Here is a 19116-nt window from a genome sequence, read left to right as displayed (position 1 = left end):
CGACGCGGCGGCGCCGCGACGGCGGCACCTTACGGCCTCGGCCGCCCCGCGCCCTGTGACAAGGTCACGCGGCGGCTAGAGATGCGGCTCGATCAGCTCGCGGATTGCCACCCTTGCACGCAGCCGGCTGGCCAGCAGATACATGCCGCCGAACTTGCGCTGGATGTAGAAGGTCTCGACCGGCGGCAGGTGGTGAATCTCGCGCCGCTCGCCGATCGCCATGCCCAGGTCGCGCAGCCGCATCGCCACGTCGGTGCCGCCGAAGTCGAACCAGCGCGCGCGGAGCGGCTCCATCGAGATCTCGAGCATCTCCAGCATCAGGGACCGGATGTCCTCCGGCACCGCATCCGAGATGAAGCCCATGTCGAACACCGCCCGTCGCGTGGCCGCGGCATCGCCCGCCAGACCGGCCCGCAACAGGCCGCGATAGCCTTCGGACAGGTCGGCCGACACTTCCCGCGTGGCGCCGAAATCCAGCAGCACCACCTGCCCCGTCTCCGCATCGTGGCGGTAGTTGGCAAAGTTCGGATCGGTCTGCATCAGGCGGAACTCGAACAGCTCGCGGAACATCAGCCCGATCAGCAGGGCCGTGACACGGTCCCGCTCGGCCTGCGGGGCCGACGCCAGATCCTCGACCGGGCCGCCGCCGACATGGCCCATCGCCAGCACGTCGCGCGTCGTGAACCGCACGTGCAGGTCCGGCACGCGGAACCGGGCATCGCCGCCCAGCAGCGCCGCAAAGCGCGACAGGCAGCGGCCCTCGCGTTCGTAATCGGCCTCCTCGTGCAGCTGGCGCTTCGCCTCGTCCAGCATCGCGCCAAGATCGAGTCCCTTCGGCACAAGGCCCGAGAGGCGCATCAGCGCGGCGACATTGTCCACGTCGCTGTCGATCGAGCGCCGGACGCCGGGATACTGGACCTTGACCGCAAGATCCTCGCCCTCCCGCGTGACGGCTCGGTGGACCTGACCGATCGACGCCGCCGCGATGGGCCGGACGTTGAAGGTGCGGAAGCGCCGGTGCCAGTCGGCCCCCCATGCCGCGGTCAGCACCGAGCGCAGCTGCGGCGGCGGCATGTAATGCGCCTCGGCGCGCAGCCGGCCGAGGATGTCGGCCAGTTCCGGCGGCAGCATCTCGCCCGCGTCCATCGACAGCAGTTGGCCCACCTTCATCGCGGCGCCGCGCATCTGCGCCAGTTGCTCGGCCAGCCGGGCGACGTTGGCGGGCGTCAGGATCAGGTCGCTCATCACGGGCCGCCGTCCCTGCGCGATCTGCCGCGCGCCGTTCAGCGCCACGTTGCCGGCGATGCCCGAGGCAAGGCCGCCGAAGCGGGCAAGGCGGGACAGGCGGCCGCTCGGGACGGCCAGGGGACGGGGTTCGGGACGGGATGCTGTCACAGGCGACACTCTTGCGAAGGGGGCTGCCAAGGATAGGTCGCCGGGCGGCCGGCGCAACGGGAACGCCCCCCGGATGGCCGAAAAAATTCCCACCTGTCTGTGACTTGATCACCAGCCGAGGATATCGCTTGATTGTGTCAACTTGACACACTATCCCCGAACGAGAGAGTTCACTACAGCCTTTAGTTGTGCCTGCTGCGCAAGAGCGGATCTGTTCAAGACCATGCAACCCGACGAGCTACAGCCTCCCTGCAACGGAAGTCCTGACAGCGGCCCAACCGCCGGGACGAGTGCCAGATCCCGTGCCATTACCTTGCCGGAGGCATCGGAGATGCAGGTTCGGCGGCCGATCCGGCCGCTCGCGAGCTTTCGTCGCGACGCCTGGCGACCGGGTCCGCCCTTCTGGGGACCGGCCGCAGGCCCGGCCGACGACGGGGCGGAGCCCGAGCATGTGCTGCTGAACCTCGCCGTCCCGATGTATATCGCGGCTTCGGTATTCATCAGCATGCTTTTCATTCTGGCATAGAATGCAAAAGGCGCGGGTCCTGTCGGACACCGCGCCCCGGCCCTTTTTCGAGGGGATGGGTCAGGCGACCTGCGACCTCTGGAAACCCTCGTCTTCGTCGTCCGCGTCGCGGAGCTGGAAGTCGAAGCCACCGTTGCGCAGCTTCGGCGCGGCTTTCGCCACCGGCGCGGGCGCCCGCGACGCCACCACCTTCAGCGCCGGTTGCGCGACCGCTTCCTCGGCCGCGCGCAGTCGGAAATAGGCCACGGCCATCCGCAGATCCTCGGCCCGGTCGGACAGGTCAGCCGCACTCGCGGACAGCTGCCCGGCCGCGGTGTTGTTCTGCTGGGTCACCACGTCGAGCTGCTGGATGGCAAGGCTCACCTGCGTCGCCCCGGCGGTCAGCTCCATCGAGGCGTTGGAGATTTCGGCCACCAGCCCCGCGGTCAGCTCGATGTCGGGCACCAGTTCGTGGATCCGGCCGGCCGCCGCGACCGCCGACCGTGAGGTGGTGGACGACAGGGCCGAGATCTCGGCCGCGGCGGCCTGGCTGCGCTCGGCCAGCTTGCGCACCTCGGCCGCCACAACCGCGAAGCCGCGGCCATGTTCGCCCGCCCGTGCGGCCTCGACCGCGGCGTTCAGCGCAAGAAGGTCGGTCTGGCGCGCGATCTCCTGCACGATGCCGATCTTCTCGGCGATGGACTGCATCGCGCTCACCGCGTCCGAGACCGCCTGCCCGCTCTCGCGCGCGGCCCCTGCCGACTGCCGCGCCATCTGCTCGGTGCGCGAGGCGTTGTCGGCGCCCTGCCGGATGCTCGCGGCCATCTGTTCGACCGAAGCCGAAGCCTGAATGGTGGCCGAGGCCTGCTCGTTCGCACCCTGCGACAGCTGTTCGGACGTGGCCGCCACCTCGGCGCTGCCCGTCGAGACCTGCCCCACGGTCGAGGTCACGCGCGACACGACCTCGCGCAGGCGCATCACCATGGCATTCGAGGCCGACAGGAGATCGGTGATCTCGTCATTGCCCTTCAGGTCCGCGGTCTCGGTCAGATCGCCGTCGGCCACGCGCCGCGTCAAGGCCAGCGCCCGCGCAAGGCCGCGCCCAATCGACAGCATCAGCCAGCCGGCCGCGGCGAAGGCCAGAATGGTGGCGAGGGTGATCGTCGCCACCATCACCTGCATGACGAACAGGCGGGCCGCCTCGGCCGCGGCGCGCGTCTCGTTCAGCGCGACGATGTTGCGGTCGCGCAGCGTCTCCACGATCTCCATCCGGCCGTTCTGAAGCTGGGTGAAGTAGTTTGCCCACAGCAGCTTGCGCGCGTCTTCCAGCCGCCCCTGACCCGACAGCAGCAGGGCCCTGTCGTTCACCTCGATCGACCGCTTCCACAGGTCCTCGTATTCCGCGAGCTTCTCGCGATCCCCGGCGTCCGAGACCTTCACCAGCCCGTCGAAGGCCGCGCGCATGCCGGCCCGGGCCTCGTTCACGCCTTCGAGCATGGCGGCCTTCTCGCCCGCGGGCGACAGCATGTGATCGCGCACCGCACCCTTCATGCGCAGCTGTTCGGCGTTCAACCGCTCGGCGAGTCGCACCCGCTCGAAGTCGCGCTGGACCAGCGTCGAGATGTCGTCGCTCAGCCGGTCGATGGTGTAAAGTGCGTAGAGGTTCGTGCCGCCGGCCATGGTGAAGATGGCGAGGAAGGTGGCCCCCAGCTTGCTGCGGATGGTGAGACGCATGTCGGACTTTCCTGGATGGCCCGGGACGGGGCGCCGGGCGAGATAAACCGGGGCCTCGTGAACACCGCCCCACTGATGACGTCCACGCGGGGCTAGCCGAGAACCTTCTTCATCACGGCAAGCAGCTGGGCCTGGGTGAAGGGCTTGACCATCCAGCCGAGCGCCCCTGCCTCGCGGGCCTCGGCCTTCAGCCGGTCGGCGGATTCGGTGGAGAGGAAGACGATCGGCGTGCCGCGCCCCTCCGGATGGCTGCGATAGGCGCGGATGAAGCCCAGACCGTCCAGACGCGGCATGTTCTGATCGGTCAGGATCGCGTCGACGCGACGCGACAGCGCCATCTCCAGCGCCTGCTGCCCGTCCGCGGCCTCGATCACCTCGTATCCCGCCTCGCGCAGCGTCAGCGCCACCATGCAGCGGATGGAGGGTGAGTCGTCGACCGCAAGCACCGTGCGTGTCATGCCTTCCCCTCTTCCGGTCCGATCCGGCCGCCCGCTGCCGATTGCATAGTTCCGTCCATGCTGGTGCCTCTTGCTGCGCGCACGGATGTCGCGCTCAACTCACGGCTGATCAACGGCCGTCCGGTGCAGGATTTGAGTCCGCTGGCGGGTATTTCTTCGCGCCTTCCGGCGGTGCGGCCAGAGCGGCGGCCACGGGGCAGCGGCGCGACGGTTCTCGGCCCTTGCGGCCGCCGATGTGGCGGGTGAGACCCCGGGCGCAGCGGTGGCCGGCCCGCCCGATCAGAGCAGGAAGTCGCCCGCGCCGACGGTGACCGGATCTTCCAGGAAGATCTGGAATTCCGCGACGCCGTCGCCATCGACGTCGCCCTCGATCAGCCGGCCGCCGTTCCGCGCCACACAGCGAAGCTCTCCCGCCTCGGCCGAGAAGGAGCCGCTGCCGATGAAGCGGAAGGCCTGATCGCCCGCAAGCCGGATGTTGGCGTCAATCCCCGAAAGCTGGATCGTGTCAATCCCGGGGACGAAGTCGGTGATCGTGTCGCGGACCGTGCCGGGACGGCTGTCCTCGGTCGAGCCGAAGACGAAGGTGTCCACCCCTGCCCCACCGGTCAGGTAGTCGCCGCCCGTGTTGCCGATCAGCCGGTCGCTGCCGGCATCGCCCCGGAGATAGTCGATGCCGCGGCCCCCGCGCAGGATGTCCGCGCCGATGCCGCCGCTGACCACGTCATTGCCGTCTTCCCCTTCGAGCACATCGGATCCGACACCGCCGAACAGGCGGTCCACGCCCGCGCCGCCGCGGATCGAGTCGGCGCCGGCGCTGCCGTCGATCCGGTCGTTGCCGCTGCCGCCCGTGATGGCATCGCCTGCGCCCGAGCCCGACAGCGTGTCGTCGAGGCTGCGGCCGTTGATCCGCACCCCCGACCGGTCCAGCGTGAACTCGATGCAGAGCGTCTCGTAGGCATCGAGCGAGACCGACAGCAGGTTGCCGCTCATCAGGTCGACGGCAGCAAGGAACCCGATCCGCGCCACGGCGTCGGCCGCCAGCGGATCGCCCGACGCCGCCCCGAGGCTGCTCGCCCAGACATGCTGGTAGCCCGCCGCGATGTCGGATACGTCGAACTCTCCGGTCATCGTCTGGCCGGTCATGTTGGAGATGAACAGCACGGTCTTCGAGGTGCTGCCGAACGCCTCGACCATCATGGTTTCGGGCATGGCGCGCAGGTTCAGCGACTGGAGCCCGACCAGCTGCTCGTTCATGATCCGCAGCGTCTCGCCCGCGATGGTCAGGCCGCGGTAGGTTTCCCCGGCCAGCCCGGTGGTGGTGGACAGCCGCGTGGCGTTGTTCTGCTGGACGCTCCAGACATTGGCGTGGTCGACGCCGGCCTGGACCGCCTCGGCGAACATGGCGACGAGCCAGGGCGCCATCTTCAGGCCCGAGATGTCGTCGTTGCGCGCCGAGACGTTCCACTCGGACACATAGCGGGACAGGTCGCCGAAGTTCGCGTTGCCATCCGCCATCCGGTCCCAGGCTGCAAAGGGGTTGTAGGCCCAGCCATCGACCGAGGTCCCGGTGAGGTAGCGATGGGTGAGAAGACCGTCCACCGCCCGCTGTTCCGCCGCGAGGTTGAATTCAGCGAAGATCAGCTGCGTCGCGCTGACCGTGGGTCCGGTGTAGCCCTCGGGCACGGGCTCGCCGTTCGGCAGCACCTGTTCGGCCCGGCCGCCGGGGCCGACCTGCACCAGGATCTCGGGTTCGACCCAGTCCCGAGGCAGGTCGTTCGTGGCCCGGAAATCATCGATCGCGCCCTGGATGACCATTGCCAGACGGCTGGCGATGCGGCCGTATTCCACCGCGCTCAGGTTCTCGCCGAAGACATCGGAATTGTCGGCCCACCATTCGTTGCCCAGCTCGATGGCGGGAATGTCCACGCCCGCCGCGAGGGCGCGGGCCAGGAACTCCTGGGTGAAGGCGCGGACGAGATCGGCATCCACCGCCTCGTACCGGTTGCCGGCCGCGTCGCGGGAGGTCCCGGCGAAGCGGATGGTGGGCATGACGAAGCTGAGCGACAGGCCCGCGGCGCCCGCCGCCGAAAGCGCGCTCCACAGCCCGAGGGTCGAGCCCTGCAGCGGGCCACCGCCGTCCGGGTCGAACATCCGCGTCCGGTCGCCGTAGGCATGGTTCTGAAGCGTGCCGTCGGGATCGGAGAGATCGAACATCCGCTCGGCGATCGTCCCGCCCGGATAGCGGATCGTCGAGATCCCGAGGTCGTTGACCGCGCGCAGGTAGGAATCGCCGGCATCCAGCCGGTCGCGGTCGAAGAGGAAGTTCACCCCGAAGTGGTGGTCGCCAATCACCGATCCGATCCTGTCGTCGCCGCTGGTCGCCGTTGCGATGCGATACATGATGTGAACCTCGGTCTTCGGAGACAGCATCTGGCGGCCGGCACCGAAGCGGCAGCCGGGGTTCGCCCGATGAGCATTGGAAATTGCGGAGTGCGACCGATGTGATCCACCACACGGTGGGCCGGACGGCCGCGGCAGGCTCAGGTCGTGGTGCTATCGGGTCCGGTCATCGAAACCTCGCGCTTCAGGGCGATCCTGCATTCGGGTTTTATGGCATGATCGGGTCCGCGCAATCATTGCTTGTCCGCAATTTTGCCTAACTTGATCATGTCCAGCCTTCCCTGCCTGCCCCGAAGGTATCGCATGGTGGCGTCAAGGATGATGCATGAAGGGGAATGTGGAACGCCTCTTTCGCAGGGGTGACCCCTGCGAAGGAATGGGATGTTCCGGGACGTGGATCAGCGCCGGCCGGGCGCTGACCGGAAGCCATGGTGCGTTGGCCTGCGCGGCCGGCCCCCGTTGACGAACCGAGGGCCGGCGATGGGTGGGCTCAGCAACCCACGACTGCGCAGATCTGCCGGCGGTAGGCGCGGTTCGCCTCGCTCTCGACGGTTGGCGCGGCCTCTGGCGCCGGCGCCGGGTCGCACGGCAGCCGATAGGCGCTGTCAAGCCCGGCGTTGACGCATTCGCCGATGTCCCAGCCGGGCGGAATATCGGTCAGGTCGACCTGCTTCCACTTCGGATGCCCCTTCTCCTGCAGGCTCTGGAACCGCGTGCTGATCACATGCGAGATGTCCGACACAGCCTTGCAGCTTTCGCGGTGATAGGCGTTGCGGCGCGGGTCGTAGCCGTAGGTCATCAGCACCGCCTTCACGGCGATGGCCTCGACCGGCTCGGACTGGAACGGATAGGCGTTGGCGGGGATCGTGGTCGGCTTGTAGACCTCGCGCAGCACCGGGTCCGAGATCGGCACCAGATGGAAGCGCGCCGCATCGATCTGCGGCGAGGCGAAGATCTTCGCCGGCGCGCCGGCCACATAGAAGAAGGCGTCGATCCGGTCCTCCATCAGCGCGGCAAGCGAGTCGTCCTGATTCATCAGCACCAGCTCGCCGGGCGCGACCTGTGCAAGATCCAGCACCAGCGACGCGGTCAGGAACGTGCCGGAGTTCTCGACGCCGATCGAGACGCGCTTGCCGGCGAGGCTCTTGAGATCCGCGATCTCCTTCTTCGCCAGAACGTGCACCTCCTCGTCATAGAGCGGGAAGGCGATGCGCACGCCGAAGATCGCGCGGCCGACCTCGGGATCGTCGGCAGCGAAGGTCTTGAGGTATTCCAGCACGTCCGATTGCACGATGCCGAACTGGGTCGCCCGGCGCTGGCGCACGCCGAGGAAATTCTCAAGCGATCCGGCGCTTTCATGGACCGTCATCGAGATGCCGCATTCGCCGGCGGCGGCCGCAATGTCGCGGCCGATCTGGATATAGGTGCCGGTCGGTCCGCCGGTGAGGATATTGGTCTCCACCGCCGCGGAGGGCTTCGGCAGGGCGGCGAGCATCAGGGCAATCGCTATCAGTCTGAGAACGGGCAAGGGTTCCTCCTGCTCTGCGGGACGGCTCAGCAGCCGCCCAGGGTTCTTACGAGGGAGACAAGGGTCTGGCGGTTCACCGTGCCGAGCGCCTCGCGCAGTGCATCGACCGGGCAGGCCCCCGCCACCAGCAGCCTCTCCAGCCGCTGGCGTTCCGCGGAGCCGGGCGCGGGCAGGCCGGGGGCAAGCAGCAGGGCACCGGCCACCGCCTCCGCCTCGCGCGGGATGGCTCCCTCGGGCACCGCGATCTCGGGCACCACGACCGCGGCGGGAACGGAAGGCGCCGGTTCCTTCGGCCGGGCAAGAGCCTCGCGCTTCCGCGCAAGCTCCGCCTCGGCCTCGGCGATCCGGGCGAGAGCCTCCTGCTCGGCTTGAGACAGCGCTGCAAGACGCGCCTCCAGATCGCTGGCGGCCTTGGCGTTCCGGGCCAGCGCCTCTTCGCTGTCGCGCTGGCTGCGCGTCGTGCCGGCGACCGCCTCTTCGCGTTCCTGCGCCTCGCGTTCGGCAGCCTCGACGCGCGCCCGCGCCTCCGCCTCCGCCACCTCCAGATCCTTCATCCGTTCTGCGGCGGAAAATGCTTCGGCCTGCGCGGAATTCTGTACATCCACAAGGTTTTGCTCGGCCTTCTTCACGTCCTGAGTGATCCGGGCAAGGGCTTCCTCCTGCGCCTTGATCTGATCCAGCAGCGTGGCGCCGCGTGCTTCGGCCTCGTCCTCGCTGTCGCGCAAGGCGCGGGTGCGCTGCTCGGCAGCCGAGGCCTGTTCCCGCTCTGCCGCCTGCAGCAGCGCCATGCGCGCCTCCGCCTCGGCCAGCCGCGATTCTTCTGCGGACTTGCGGTCCTCCAGCGCGGCGATCGCCGTGTCGAGTTCCGCCCGTCGCGCCTCGATCTTGCCGATCTCGGCCTGTCGCCGCTTGAGGTCGTCTTCCGCCGTCGACTGCTGGGCCTTGAGATCGCGCAGCCGCTCCTCGCCCGCGGTCACGGCCTTCGTCAACTCCGCCTGCCGGGTTTCGAGCGCGGCGACGGCCGCCTGCCGCTCGCCAAGCGTCTTTTCCAGCGCCTTGCGTCGATCCTCCAGTGTGCGCAGCTCGCCCTCCTGGGTGGTGACGGCACCGGAAAGTTGGGCATGACGACTATCGAGCGTCTTAAGCTCCCCTTCGCGAACCTCCACCGCCTTCCCCAGGCTGCCATGCCGGCTCTCGAGGGTGCGAATCGCGGCGTCGCGGTCGGTAACGGCGGCATTCAGCGTCTTCAGCCGCGACTCGGCGCCCTCGACCTGCCGTTCAAGCCGCGAGACCAGATCCGTCAGACGCACCCGCTCGGCCTCGGCCCTGGCAATCGACGTGTCCAGTTCGGCCTTGCGCGCGTCCCGCGGCGCTTCGGCCATCTGCACCTGCACGGCGCCCGCCGGCGCCGCCGCGGCCGAAAGCGTCTGGGGCGAGCCGGCGCGGACCGGCCCCTCGAGCCCCGATTGAATCTTCCGAAGATCGGCGAGTTGCCGCTCCACCCGCGCCGTTTCCTCGCGCGTCTGCTCCAGCCGGGACAGTTCCCGGCGCCGTTCGGTGGTCAGGACGGTGATGCGCGCCTCGAGACTCGCGATCTCGTCTTCGAGCAGGTTGATGATCGAACGGTAGGAGGTCTCCATCGTGTCCGGGCCCGGCTTGGGCACCTCGATGGACACCTTGTCCTCGGCGGACCCCTTCTCCTCGGCCGCAAGAGCACCCGCCGCCAGCCCGAGTGCGGCGAACATGGCAAAAAGGGAACTAAAATATATCCGGCTCATGACCGTCATCCCGGCATGGCATTAATCGTGTTGGTTAACATGACACGATATGCATCAACCGTCGATCATTGTCTAATGTTCCGTGATCAATCCAAAGGAGTAGCCACCTCCGATTTTCGGGACAGGGAAAGGTTGAGGAGGCTCCTCCCATGGCTGTGCCCCGCCTCAAGGAGGAAGGTCATCACCGAACGTTCGCGGGGAAGCGGCCGGACGTCGCGATGGCAGGTCAGCCAGTAGGTGCGCCGCAGCGCGACCTCCTGCGGCAGCACCATCTCGAGATCGGGGAACATGTCGGCGATGTAGAACGGCAGCACGCACAGCCCCAGCCCGTTCCGCGTCGCGGCCAACTGGTTGAAGATCGACGAACTCTTGAACTGCGCGCGGATGCCAGGGTGGATCTCTCCCAGGTAGTCGAGGCCGGGGGCGAAGATCATCTCCTCGATATAGCCGATGAAGGGATGCTTCAGCAGGTCGGCCCGCCCGAGGATCGGCGCATGCGCGGCAAGGTAGTCGCGCGCGGCGTAGATGTGCAGGCTGTAGTCGGTGATCCTTTCGGAATGGTAGGGGCTGGCCTTGGGCGGATCCAGCGTCACCGTCAGGTCCGCCTCGCGCCGCGACAGCGACATGATCTGCGGCAGGGTGATCAGCTCCAGCGCGATGTTGGGGAAGCGCTGCGTGAAGGGCGGCAGCAGGACGCGGCTGAACCAGCTTCCGAATCCCTCGGGCACGGCCATGCGCAGGACGCCGCGCTGGCCCGGGCCGTCGCCGAGAAGGTCGACCTGCATGCGCTCGGCCTCGGCCTCCATCCGTTCGGCCGTCTCGATCAGCCGCCGCCCGACGGCGGTAAGTTCGTATCCGCGGGGGTTCCGCTCGAACAGGCGCATCTTCAGCCCGGCCTCGAGCCGGTCGATCCGCCGCGAGACGGTGACATGGCTCGTGCGCAGCTGCCGGGCGGCCCGCGACAGCTGTCCCGAGCGGGCCACCGCCAGGAAGAACTGCAGGTCGTCCCATGTGAAGTTGCCCATGCGTCACCCTTGGCTGTTCAGAAACGTACAGATCATGTAGCGAAATAGATGCGACAATTTGCTTGAGTCCAGAGCCGAAAGCGTTGATCCTCAAGCGGTCCGAGAGGTTTGAGGAGGCCTCGGCGGCATATTCATGAACAGGACGGGGTCGGCAGGTTCGCACGAGACGGCGCCTATGGCATCCGTCCCAGGGAGGTAGCTTTGATGCGGAAAGTCCTTTTGTCGGCGGCGTCTCTGGCCGCCCTGGCCGCCCCGGCGGCGGCTCAGGTATCCGATGACGTGGTCAAGATCGGCATCCTGAACGACCAGTCCGGCGTCTATGCCGATTTCGGCGGCAAGTTCAGCTACGAGGCCGCCCGCATGGCGGTCGAGGATTTCGGCGGCAAGGTGCTCGACAAGCCGGTGGAAGTGGTCACCGCCGATCACCAGAACAAGCCCGACATCGCCTCGAACATCGCGCGCCAGTGGTATGACACCGAACAGGTGGACGCGATCATGGAACTGACCACCTCGTCGGTGGCGCTGGCCGTGCAGGCGCTGTCGCAGGAGAAGCAGAAGGTCACCATAACGACCGGCGCCGCCACGACCGAGCTGACCGGCAAGCAATGCTCGCCCTACGGATTCCACTGGGCCTATGACACCCATGCGCTTGCCATCGGGACCGGTGGTGCCTTGGTCGAACAGGGCGGCGATTCCTGGTATTTCCTGACAGCGGACTATGCCTTCGGCTATTCGCTGGAAGAGAACACCGGCGGCGTCGTGAAGGAGAAGGGCGGCCAGGTCGTGGGCGCGGTGCGCCATCCGCTGGCGACGACGGATTTCTCGTCCTTCCTGCTGCAGGCGCAGGCCTCGGGCGCCAAGGTCATCGGGCTGGCCAATGCCGGCCTCGACACGCAGAACGCCATCAAGCAGGCTGGCGAGTTCGGCGTCGTGCAGGGCGGACAGCGGCTTGCGGCGCTGCTCTTCACGCTGGCCGAGGTGCACGGGCTGGGCCTCGAATCGGCGCAGGGCCTCACGCTGACCGAAAGCTTCTACTGGAACCGGAACGAGGACAGCGCCGCCTTCGGCAAGCGCTTCATGGAGCGCACCGGCGCCATGCCGAACATGGTCCATGCCGGAACCTATTCCGCCGTCCTGTCCTATCTGAAGGCGATCGAGGCCGCCGGCACCGACGCGACCGAGGCCGTTGCCGCAAAGCTGCACGAACTGCCGGTCGAGGATGTCTTCGCGCAAGGCGGCAAGGTTGCGCCAAACGGCCGGATGATCTCGGACGTCTATCTGCTCGAGGTGAAGAAGCCCGGCGACAGCGACGTGCCGTGGGACTACTACAACGTCCTCGCCACCATTCCGGGCGATCAGGCCTATCTCGACCCCGCCGAGAGCGGCTGCCCGCTCGTCACGAACTGATCATGTCGATGGTCGCAGACCACGAGCCGCGGGTGGTGCTGTCCGCCCGCGGCCTCGGCCGGGATTTCGGCGGCTTCACCGCGGTGAACAACGTCGACCTCGACGTGCACCACGCGCGGATCCATGCGCTGATCGGCCCGAACGGTGCAGGAAAGACAACCGTCTTCAACCTTTTGACGAAGTTTCTTCAACCAAGCCGCGGCACGATCACGCTGCTTGGCACCGACATCACCCGGATGCGCCCCGACCGCGTCGCGCGCATGGGGATGGTGCGGTCGTTCCAGATCTCGGCGGTCTTTCCGCATCTGACGGTGCTCGAGAATGTCCGCGTGGCGCTGCAGCGCCCGGCGGAACTGGCCGTGCAGTTCTGGCTGCCGCTCCGCGCGCTTGACAGACTGAACGGCCGCGCCGAGGTGCTGATCGAGGAGCTGGGCCTGAGCCGCTACCGCGACGTGCGGGCGGCGGACCTGTCCTATGGCCGCAAGCGCGTGCTGGAGATCGCGACGACCCTCGCGCTCGACCCCGAGGTGCTGCTCTTGGACGAGCCGATGGCCGGCATGGGCCAGGAGGACGTGCGCATGGTGTCCGAGATCATCCGCGAGGTCGCCCGCCACCGCGCGGTCCTGATGGTCGAGCACAACCTGAGCGTGGTGGCCGACATCTGCCACCACGTCACCGTGCTGCAGCGGGGCGAGATCCTTGCCCACGGCGACTATGCCACCGTCAGCGCGGACCCGCGCGTGCGCACGGCCTACATGGGAACGGAGGACGCATGACGCTGCTGGAGGTCACCGGCCTTCACGCCTGGTATGGCGAAAGCCACGTGCTGCACGGGGTCGACCTGTTCGTCGAGGAGGGCGAGACGATCTGCATCCTCGGCCGCAACGGCATGGGCAAGACCACGACCCTGCGCGCCATCATGGGCATCCTCAGGAAGCGGACCGGGCGGATCGCGTTCGACGGACGCGACATGATGCCGGTCCCGCTGCACCGGACCGCCCGCGCGGGCCTGGGCTTCGTGCCCGAGGAGCGCGGCATCTTCGCGACCCTGTCGGTCGAGGAGAACCTGATGCTGCCCCCCATCGTCGCTCCAGGGGGCATGTCCGTCGCCGAGATCTACGAGCTTTTTCCGAACCTTGCAGAGCGGCGTTCAAGTCCCGGAACCAAGCTTTCGGGCGGCGAGCAGCAGATGCTTGCCATGGCCCGCATCCTGCGCACGGGCGCGCGCTGCCTGCTTCTGGACGAGCCGACCGAGGGCCTTGCTCCGGTCATCATCCAGCGTATCGGCGAGGTGCTGATGGAGTTGAAGGATCGCGGCATGACCGTCGTGCTGGTCGAGCAGAATTTCCGCTTCGCCTCGAAGGTTGCGGACCGTTTCTACCTGATGGACCACGGGCGGATGGTGGCGGAATTCCCCGTCGAGGACCTGCCGGAGAACATGCCGATGCTGAACTCGGTGCTGGGGGTGTGAGATGATGACGATCTTCGGCATTCCGACCGCGGCGCTGTTCGGGCAGCTTCTGGTCGGCCTGATCAACGGGTCGTTCTATGCGCTGCTGTCGCTGGGGCTGGCGGTGATCTTCGGCCTGCTGCGCGTCATCAACTTCGCGCATGGCGCGCAATACATGGCCGGCGCCTTCGCGGCGCTTCTGCTGCTGACCCAGACGGGGATCGGCTACTGGCCCGCCCTGCTCATCGCGCCGCTGATAGTGGGGCTTCTGGGCGCGGTGATCGAGCGGACCATGCTCTCGCGGCTCTACAAGCTCGATCCGCTCTACGGGCTTCTGTTCACCTTCGGTCTTGCCCTGACCATCGAGGGGACGTTCCGCTGGTTCTTCGGAACCTCGGGCCAGCCCTATGCGCCGCCGGCCGCGCTGACCGGGGCGGTGAACCTCGGCTTCATGTTCCTGCCGATCTACCGCGGCTGGGTGGTGGTGGCCTCGCTCGCGGTCTGCCTTGGCATCTGGCTGCTGATCGAGAAGACCAAGCTCGGCTCCTACCTCAGGGCGGCGACCGAGAACCCGGTGCTGGTCCAGAGCTTCGGAGTGAACGTGCCCCTGCTTCTGACCTTCACCTACGGGCTTGGTGCGGCGCTGGCGGGCTTTGCGGGGGTGCTGGCGGCGCCGGTCTATCAGGTCTCGCCGCTGATGGGGTCGAACCTGATCATCGTGGTCTTCGCCGTGGTGGTCGTGGGCGGCATGGGCTCGATCCTCGGCGCCATCGTCACCGGCTACATGCTGGGCATCGCGGAGGGGCTGACCAAGGTCTTCTACCCCGAGGCTTCCAACATCGTGATCTTCGTCATCATGGCGATCGTGCTGATCCTGCGTCCCGCGGGTCTCTTCGGAAAGGATGCGTGACATGGCCAGTGGCTCGTCCCAGACCGCGCAGGCCGCAAAACCCCATCCGCGCGTGGGCGCGCTGAAGATCGCCATTCTGGTGGCGGCGGCGGTAGCCCTGATCGCGGCGCCGTTCTTCCTCTATCCGATCTTCCTGATGAAGCTTCTGTGCTTCGCGCTCTTTGCGGCGGCCTTCAACCTGCTTCTCGGCTACACCGGCCTTCTGTCCTTCGGCCACGCCACCTTCTTCGGCGGCTCGGCCTATTTCACCGCCCACGCGGTGAAGGTCTGGGGCTGGCCGCCCGAGTTCGGGCTGCTGCTCGGCATGGCGGGGGCTGCGGTGCTGGGGCTGGTGATGGGCGCCATCGCCATCCGGCGGCAGGGGATCTATTTCGCGATGATCACCCTCGCCCTCAGCCAGATGTTCTTCTTCTTCTGCCTGCAGGCGTCCTTCACCCATGGCGAGGACGGCATCCAGTCCGTCCCCCGCGGCCACCTGTTCGGGGTCATCGACCTCTCGGTCACCACCAACATGTATTACTTCGTGCTCGGCGTCTTCGCGCTGGGAATGCTCGCGATCTGGCGCTTCGTGAACTCTCCCTTCGGGATGATCCTCAAGGCGATCCGCGAGAACGAGCCGCGGGCGATCTCGCTGGGGTATTCGGTTGCGGAATACAAGCTGGGCGCCTTCGTGATGTCGGCTGCGCTGGCGGGCCTCGCGGGGGGCGTCAAGGCGCTGGTGTTCCAGTTCGCCACGCTGACCGACGTGACATGGCAGATGTCGGGCGAGGTGATCCTGATGACGCTGCTTGGCGGAATCGGCACACTGGTTGGCCCGGTGATCGGCGCGGGGCTGGTGGTGACGCTGCAGAACTACCTCGCCACGTCGGACTTTCCGGTGACGATCATCACCGGCCTCGTCTTCATGGCCTGCGTGCTGCTCTTCCGGCGCGGGATCGTCGGCGAGTTCTATGCCTCGCGGCTCGGTCGCCGCCTCGGCTTCAACCCGGAGCGCTGAGATGGACGCCGACTACATCATCGTGGGGGCCGGCAGCGCGGGCTGCGTGCTGGCCAACCGCCTGTCGCAGGACCCGCGGAACCGGGTGCTGCTGATCGAGGCCGGCAAGCGCGACAACTACCACTGGGTCCACATCCCGGTGGGTTACCTCTACTGCATCAACAATCCCCGCACCGACTGGTGCTTCACCACGGAGCCGGAGGCGGGCCTGAACGGCCGCGCGCTGATTTACCCGCGCGGAAAGGTGCTTGGCGGCTGTTCCTCGATCAACGGCATGATCTACATGCGCGGCCAGGCCGAGGATTACGACGGCTGGCGGCAGATGGGCTGCACCGGCTGGGGTTGGGAAGACGTGCTGCCGCTGTTCCGCCGCCAGCAGGACCATCATCTGGGCGCGAGCGATCACCATGGCGCGGGCGGCGAGTGGCGGGTGGAGCGGGCGCGCGTCCGCTGGGCGGTGCTCGACGCCTTCCTCGACGCGGCCGAGCAGGCCGGCATTCCCCGGACCGACGATTTCAACCGCGGCTCGAACGAGGGCGGCGGCTATTTCGACGTCAACCAGCGCTCGGGCATCCGCTGGAACACCGCCAAGGCCTTCCTGCGCCCCGCGCTGAAGCGGCCGAACCTGCGGGTGATGACCGAGGCGCAGGTGGTCCGCCTGATCGTGGAGGACGGCGAGGTCCGCGGTGTGCTCTGCCGGCAAGGGGGCGAACTGCGCGAGCTGCGTGCCGGACGCGAGGTCGTGCTGTCGGCGGGCGCCATCGGTTCGCCGCATATCCTCGAGTTGTCAGGGATCGGCGATCCCGAGGTGCTGAAGGCGGCCGGGGTCGAGGTCGTGGCCGCCGCCCCCGCGGTCGGCGCGAACCTGCAGGACCATCTGCAACTGCGCCTCGTGTTCAAGGTCCACGGCGTGCCGACGCTGAACGAGAAGGCCACGAGCCTGTTCGGACGCGCCGCGATCGGGGTGGAATACCTGCTGCGCCGCTCGGGGCCCATGTCGATGGCGCCGAGCCAGGCCGGCATCTTCACCCGCTCGGGCCCCGAAAAGGCGACCCCGGATCTCGAGTTCCACGTCCAGCCCGTCTCGCTCGACAAGTTCGGCGACAAGGTCCACCCTTTCCCCGGCATGACCGCCAGCGTCTGCAACCTGCGACCCGACAGCCGGGGCAGCGTGCACCTGAAGTCGCCCGATCCGGTCCGCCAGCCGGCCATCTCGCCGAACTACCTCTCGACCGAGAGCGACCGCGAGGTTGCCGTGCGCTCGATCCGCATCGCGCGCCACATCGCCTCGCAGCCCGCCTTCGCCCGCTTCCGCCCCGAGGAATACCGCCCCGGTTCCGAATTCCAGACCCGCGAGGAGCTGGTCGAGGCCGCGGGCCGGATCGGCACCACGATCTTCCACCCGGTCGGCACCTGCCGCATGGGCGCGGACGAGGCGAGCGTGGTGGACCCGCGGCTCCGCTTCCGGGCGCTGGGGCGGCTGCGCATCGCCGATGCCTCGATCATGCCGACGATCACCTCCGGCAACACCAACTCTCCCACGCTGATGATCGCCGAGAAGGCGGCCGAGATGATCCTCGCGGACGCCCGCGCCTCGGCCTGAGGGAACCGGACCGCGCGCGACCGTGTTGTCCTTCCCTTTCCAGTGGTGAGCGAAGTGCATCCCACCGTCCAGTTCATCGACCTGCTCGCCGCTGCCGCCCTGCTTCTCTGGGGGCTGCGCCTGATCCGCACCGGCGTCATGCGGGCGTTCGGCGCGACGCTGCGGCTCTGGATCTCGCGCGGCACAAGGAACCGGCTGCTCGCCGCGCTGTGGGGGATGCTGGCCACGCTCGGCCTGCAATCCAGCACGGCGACGGCGGTGATCACCGGATCCTTCGCGGCGCGCGGCATCGTGCCGGCGCCGATGGCGCAGGCGGTGATGCTGGGGGCGAACCTCGGAACCGCACTGGTGGCAGCCATCCTCTCGGTCGATCTGCACTGGGTGGCAAGCCTCTGCATCCTTGCGGGCGTCGCCACCTTTTCCGTGGCACAGGCAACGCGCGGCCGCGGGATCGGCCGCGCGGTGCTGGGGCTTGGCATCATGCTCCTCGCGCTGCGCCTGATGGCGGAAGTGACCGCGCCGCTGCAGGGCTCGGCGACCGTGGCGCTGGTGATCGCCGGACTGGGAGAGGCGCCGCTGATCGCGGCCATCCTCGCCGCGGGGCTCGCCGTGGCCAGTTCCTCCTCGCTGGCCGTCGTGCTGCTGGTCATGATCCTGGCCACCGCGGGCGTGGTGGGGCCGGAGCCCGCGCTTGCCCTCGTGGCCGGCGCCAATGTCGGCGGCGCCGTGACGCCCTGGCTCGCCGTCTCGGCCGAGGGGCCTGCGGCACGTCGGATCACGCTCGGCAATCTCGCGGTGCGCATGGTGGGGGCTGCGGCGGTCCTGCTTCTGGCGGAGCCGCTTGCCGATCTGCTCGCCACGGCGATTGCCGATCCCGGCCTGCAGGTGATCGTGGCCCATCTCGGCTTCAGCGCCGTGCTTCTGGTGGTGTTCCTGCCGCTGGCCGGCCTGCTCTGCCGGCTCATGGAGCGGCTGCTTCCGGAACCGGCGGAGAGCGGGCGGGGCGCCGAATATCTCGACGAAAGCCTGCTCGACACGCCCGGCATGGCGCTTGCCGTCGCCGCGCGCGAGACGCTGCGCGTGGGCGACATCATCGGCACGATGCTGGAGCGGAGCCGGCAGGCGCTGCTGCAGAACGACGAGGTCGCGGCCCTCGAGGTGGCGCGGCTCGAACCGGATGTCGACCTGCTGACCGAAGCGATCAAGCTCTACATCACCCGCCTCTCGCGCGCCGAGCTTGACGAGGCGGATGTGGCCCGGGCGAACGAGATCACCTCGTTCGCGATCAACCTCGAACACATGGGCGACATCATTGAGAACGGCATCGCCGAGGCAGCCCTGAAGAAGATCCGCAAGCGGCTGGCCTTCTCGTCCGAAGGCGCCGCCGAACTTGCCGAGGTGCACGACCGCACGATCGCGAACCTTCGCCTTGCGCAGGCGGTGTTCCTGGGGCGCGACGCCGATCTGGCGCGCCAGCTGGTCGAGTCGAAGGTCGAGATCCGCCGCCTCGAGGCGCTGTCGGCCGAGCGCCATCTTGGCCGGTTGCGGGCGGGCCGCCCCGAGGCGATGGAGACCAGCACCATCCATCTCGACCTTCTGCGCGACCTGAAGCGGCTGAACGCGCATGTCACCTCGGCCGCCCATCCGATCCTGACCGAGATCGGCGCCCTGCGCGAAAGCCGGATGCGCAAGCAGGTGCCGCCGCGGCGGCTCGGGCAGCCGCAGGGGACCAAGGCCTGACGCTGCGGAAGGCGCCCGACGTATTATTCTCATATTGCGCATTTACGGGAAAGGGTTGAACATCAGCCACATGGACGGCCGGGCGGTGGCCGCGGCGGGAGAGGAGACCCCGCGGCCCGAGGCGCATGTCGCACGCCCGTCATGCGGACCGGATAAGCCACGGGGCGTCCGGTCCTCCAGCAGGGA

The 19116-nt window shown here is 68.0% G+C and carries 14 protein-coding genes; 7 read left to right on the top strand and 7 right to left on the bottom strand.

Features of this window, described 5'->3' with window-relative positions; translation table 11 throughout:
• Positions 1-75: 75 nt before the first annotated feature.
• The 7 genes from CK951_RS16480 to CK951_RS16445 all read right to left on the bottom strand — a co-directional run bounded on the left by CK951_RS16480 (position 76) and on the right by CK951_RS16445 (position 10823).
• A complete protein-coding gene (locus CK951_RS16480) occupies positions 76-1395 on the bottom strand; it encodes an AarF/ABC1/UbiB kinase family protein (RefSeq protein ID WP_096787358.1) in 1320 nt (439 codons plus the stop codon).
• Between the two features lie 586 nt (positions 1396-1981).
• Positions 1982-3634, bottom strand: a complete 1653-nt coding sequence (locus tag CK951_RS16470) for a methyl-accepting chemotaxis protein (RefSeq protein ID WP_096787356.1) — start codon at positions 3632-3634, stop codon at positions 1982-1984.
• 92 nt (positions 3635-3726) lie between these two features.
• Positions 3727-4092 (bottom strand): response regulator, encoded by a 366-nt coding sequence (locus tag CK951_RS16465; protein WP_096787355.1) that lies wholly within the window; start codon positions 4090-4092, stop codon positions 3727-3729.
• 279 nt (positions 4093-4371) lie between these two features.
• Positions 4372-6492 (bottom strand): M10 family metallopeptidase C-terminal domain-containing protein, encoded by a 2121-nt coding sequence (locus tag CK951_RS16460; protein WP_157764600.1) that lies wholly within the window; start codon positions 6490-6492, stop codon positions 4372-4374.
• A gap of 490 nt (positions 6493-6982) precedes the next feature.
• Complete coding sequence (locus CK951_RS16455; RefSeq protein WP_096787353.1) at positions 6983-8020, bottom strand: TAXI family TRAP transporter solute-binding subunit; 1038 nt, start codon at positions 8018-8020, stop codon at positions 6983-6985.
• A 26-nt stretch (positions 8021-8046) separates the two neighbouring features.
• Complete coding sequence (locus tag CK951_RS16450) at positions 8047-9798, bottom strand: hypothetical protein (protein ID WP_157764598.1); 1752 nt, start codon at positions 9796-9798, stop codon at positions 8047-8049.
• Between the two features lie 86 nt (positions 9799-9884).
• Positions 9885-10823 (bottom strand): LysR family transcriptional regulator, encoded by a 939-nt coding sequence (locus CK951_RS16445; protein ID WP_096787351.1) that lies wholly within the window; start codon positions 10821-10823, stop codon positions 9885-9887.
• Between the two features lie 204 nt (positions 10824-11027).
• Here CK951_RS16445 and CK951_RS16440 point away from each other — a divergent pair, with 204 nt between their 5' ends.
• From CK951_RS16440 to CK951_RS16410, 7 genes are read left to right on the top strand one after another with little or no spacing between them, the layout of a single operon-like run.
• Entirely contained in the window at positions 11028-12230 is a 1203-nt protein-coding gene (locus CK951_RS16440) for an ABC transporter substrate-binding protein (protein WP_096787350.1), read from the top strand.
• A gap of 2 nt (positions 12231-12232) precedes the next feature.
• Positions 12233-13006 (top strand): ABC transporter ATP-binding protein, encoded by a 774-nt coding sequence (locus CK951_RS16435; RefSeq protein WP_096787349.1) that lies wholly within the window; start codon positions 12233-12235, stop codon positions 13004-13006.
• Positions 13003-13701 (top strand): ABC transporter ATP-binding protein, encoded by a 699-nt coding sequence (locus CK951_RS16430; protein WP_096787348.1) that lies wholly within the window; start codon positions 13003-13005, stop codon positions 13699-13701. The genes CK951_RS16435 and CK951_RS16430 overlap by 4 nt, the downstream gene beginning before the upstream one ends.
• Position 13702: 1 nt before the next feature.
• Positions 13703-14590, top strand: a complete 888-nt coding sequence (locus tag CK951_RS16425) for a branched-chain amino acid ABC transporter permease (protein ID WP_096787347.1) — start codon at positions 13703-13705, stop codon at positions 14588-14590.
• Between the two features lies 1 nt (position 14591).
• On the top strand, positions 14592-15587 hold the full coding sequence (locus tag CK951_RS16420; RefSeq protein ID WP_096787346.1) for a branched-chain amino acid ABC transporter permease: 996 nt from the start codon (positions 14592-14594) through the stop codon (positions 15585-15587).
• Between the two features lies 1 nt (position 15588).
• Entirely contained in the window at positions 15589-17190 is a 1602-nt protein-coding gene (locus CK951_RS16415; protein ID WP_096787345.1) for a GMC family oxidoreductase, read from the top strand.
• 54 nt (positions 17191-17244) lie between these two features.
• Entirely contained in the window at positions 17245-18930 is a 1686-nt protein-coding gene (locus tag CK951_RS16410) for a Na/Pi cotransporter family protein (protein WP_198402490.1), read from the top strand.
• Positions 18931-19116 lie beyond the last annotated feature (186 nt).

It is taken from the genome of Rhodobacter sp. CZR27 (genome assembly GCF_002407205.1).
GTDB lineage: Bacteria > Pseudomonadota > Alphaproteobacteria > Rhodobacterales > Rhodobacteraceae > Cereibacter_A.
The sequence above is the reverse complement of the archived record's forward strand: the minus strand, read 5'-3'. Positions and strand labels throughout refer to the sequence as shown.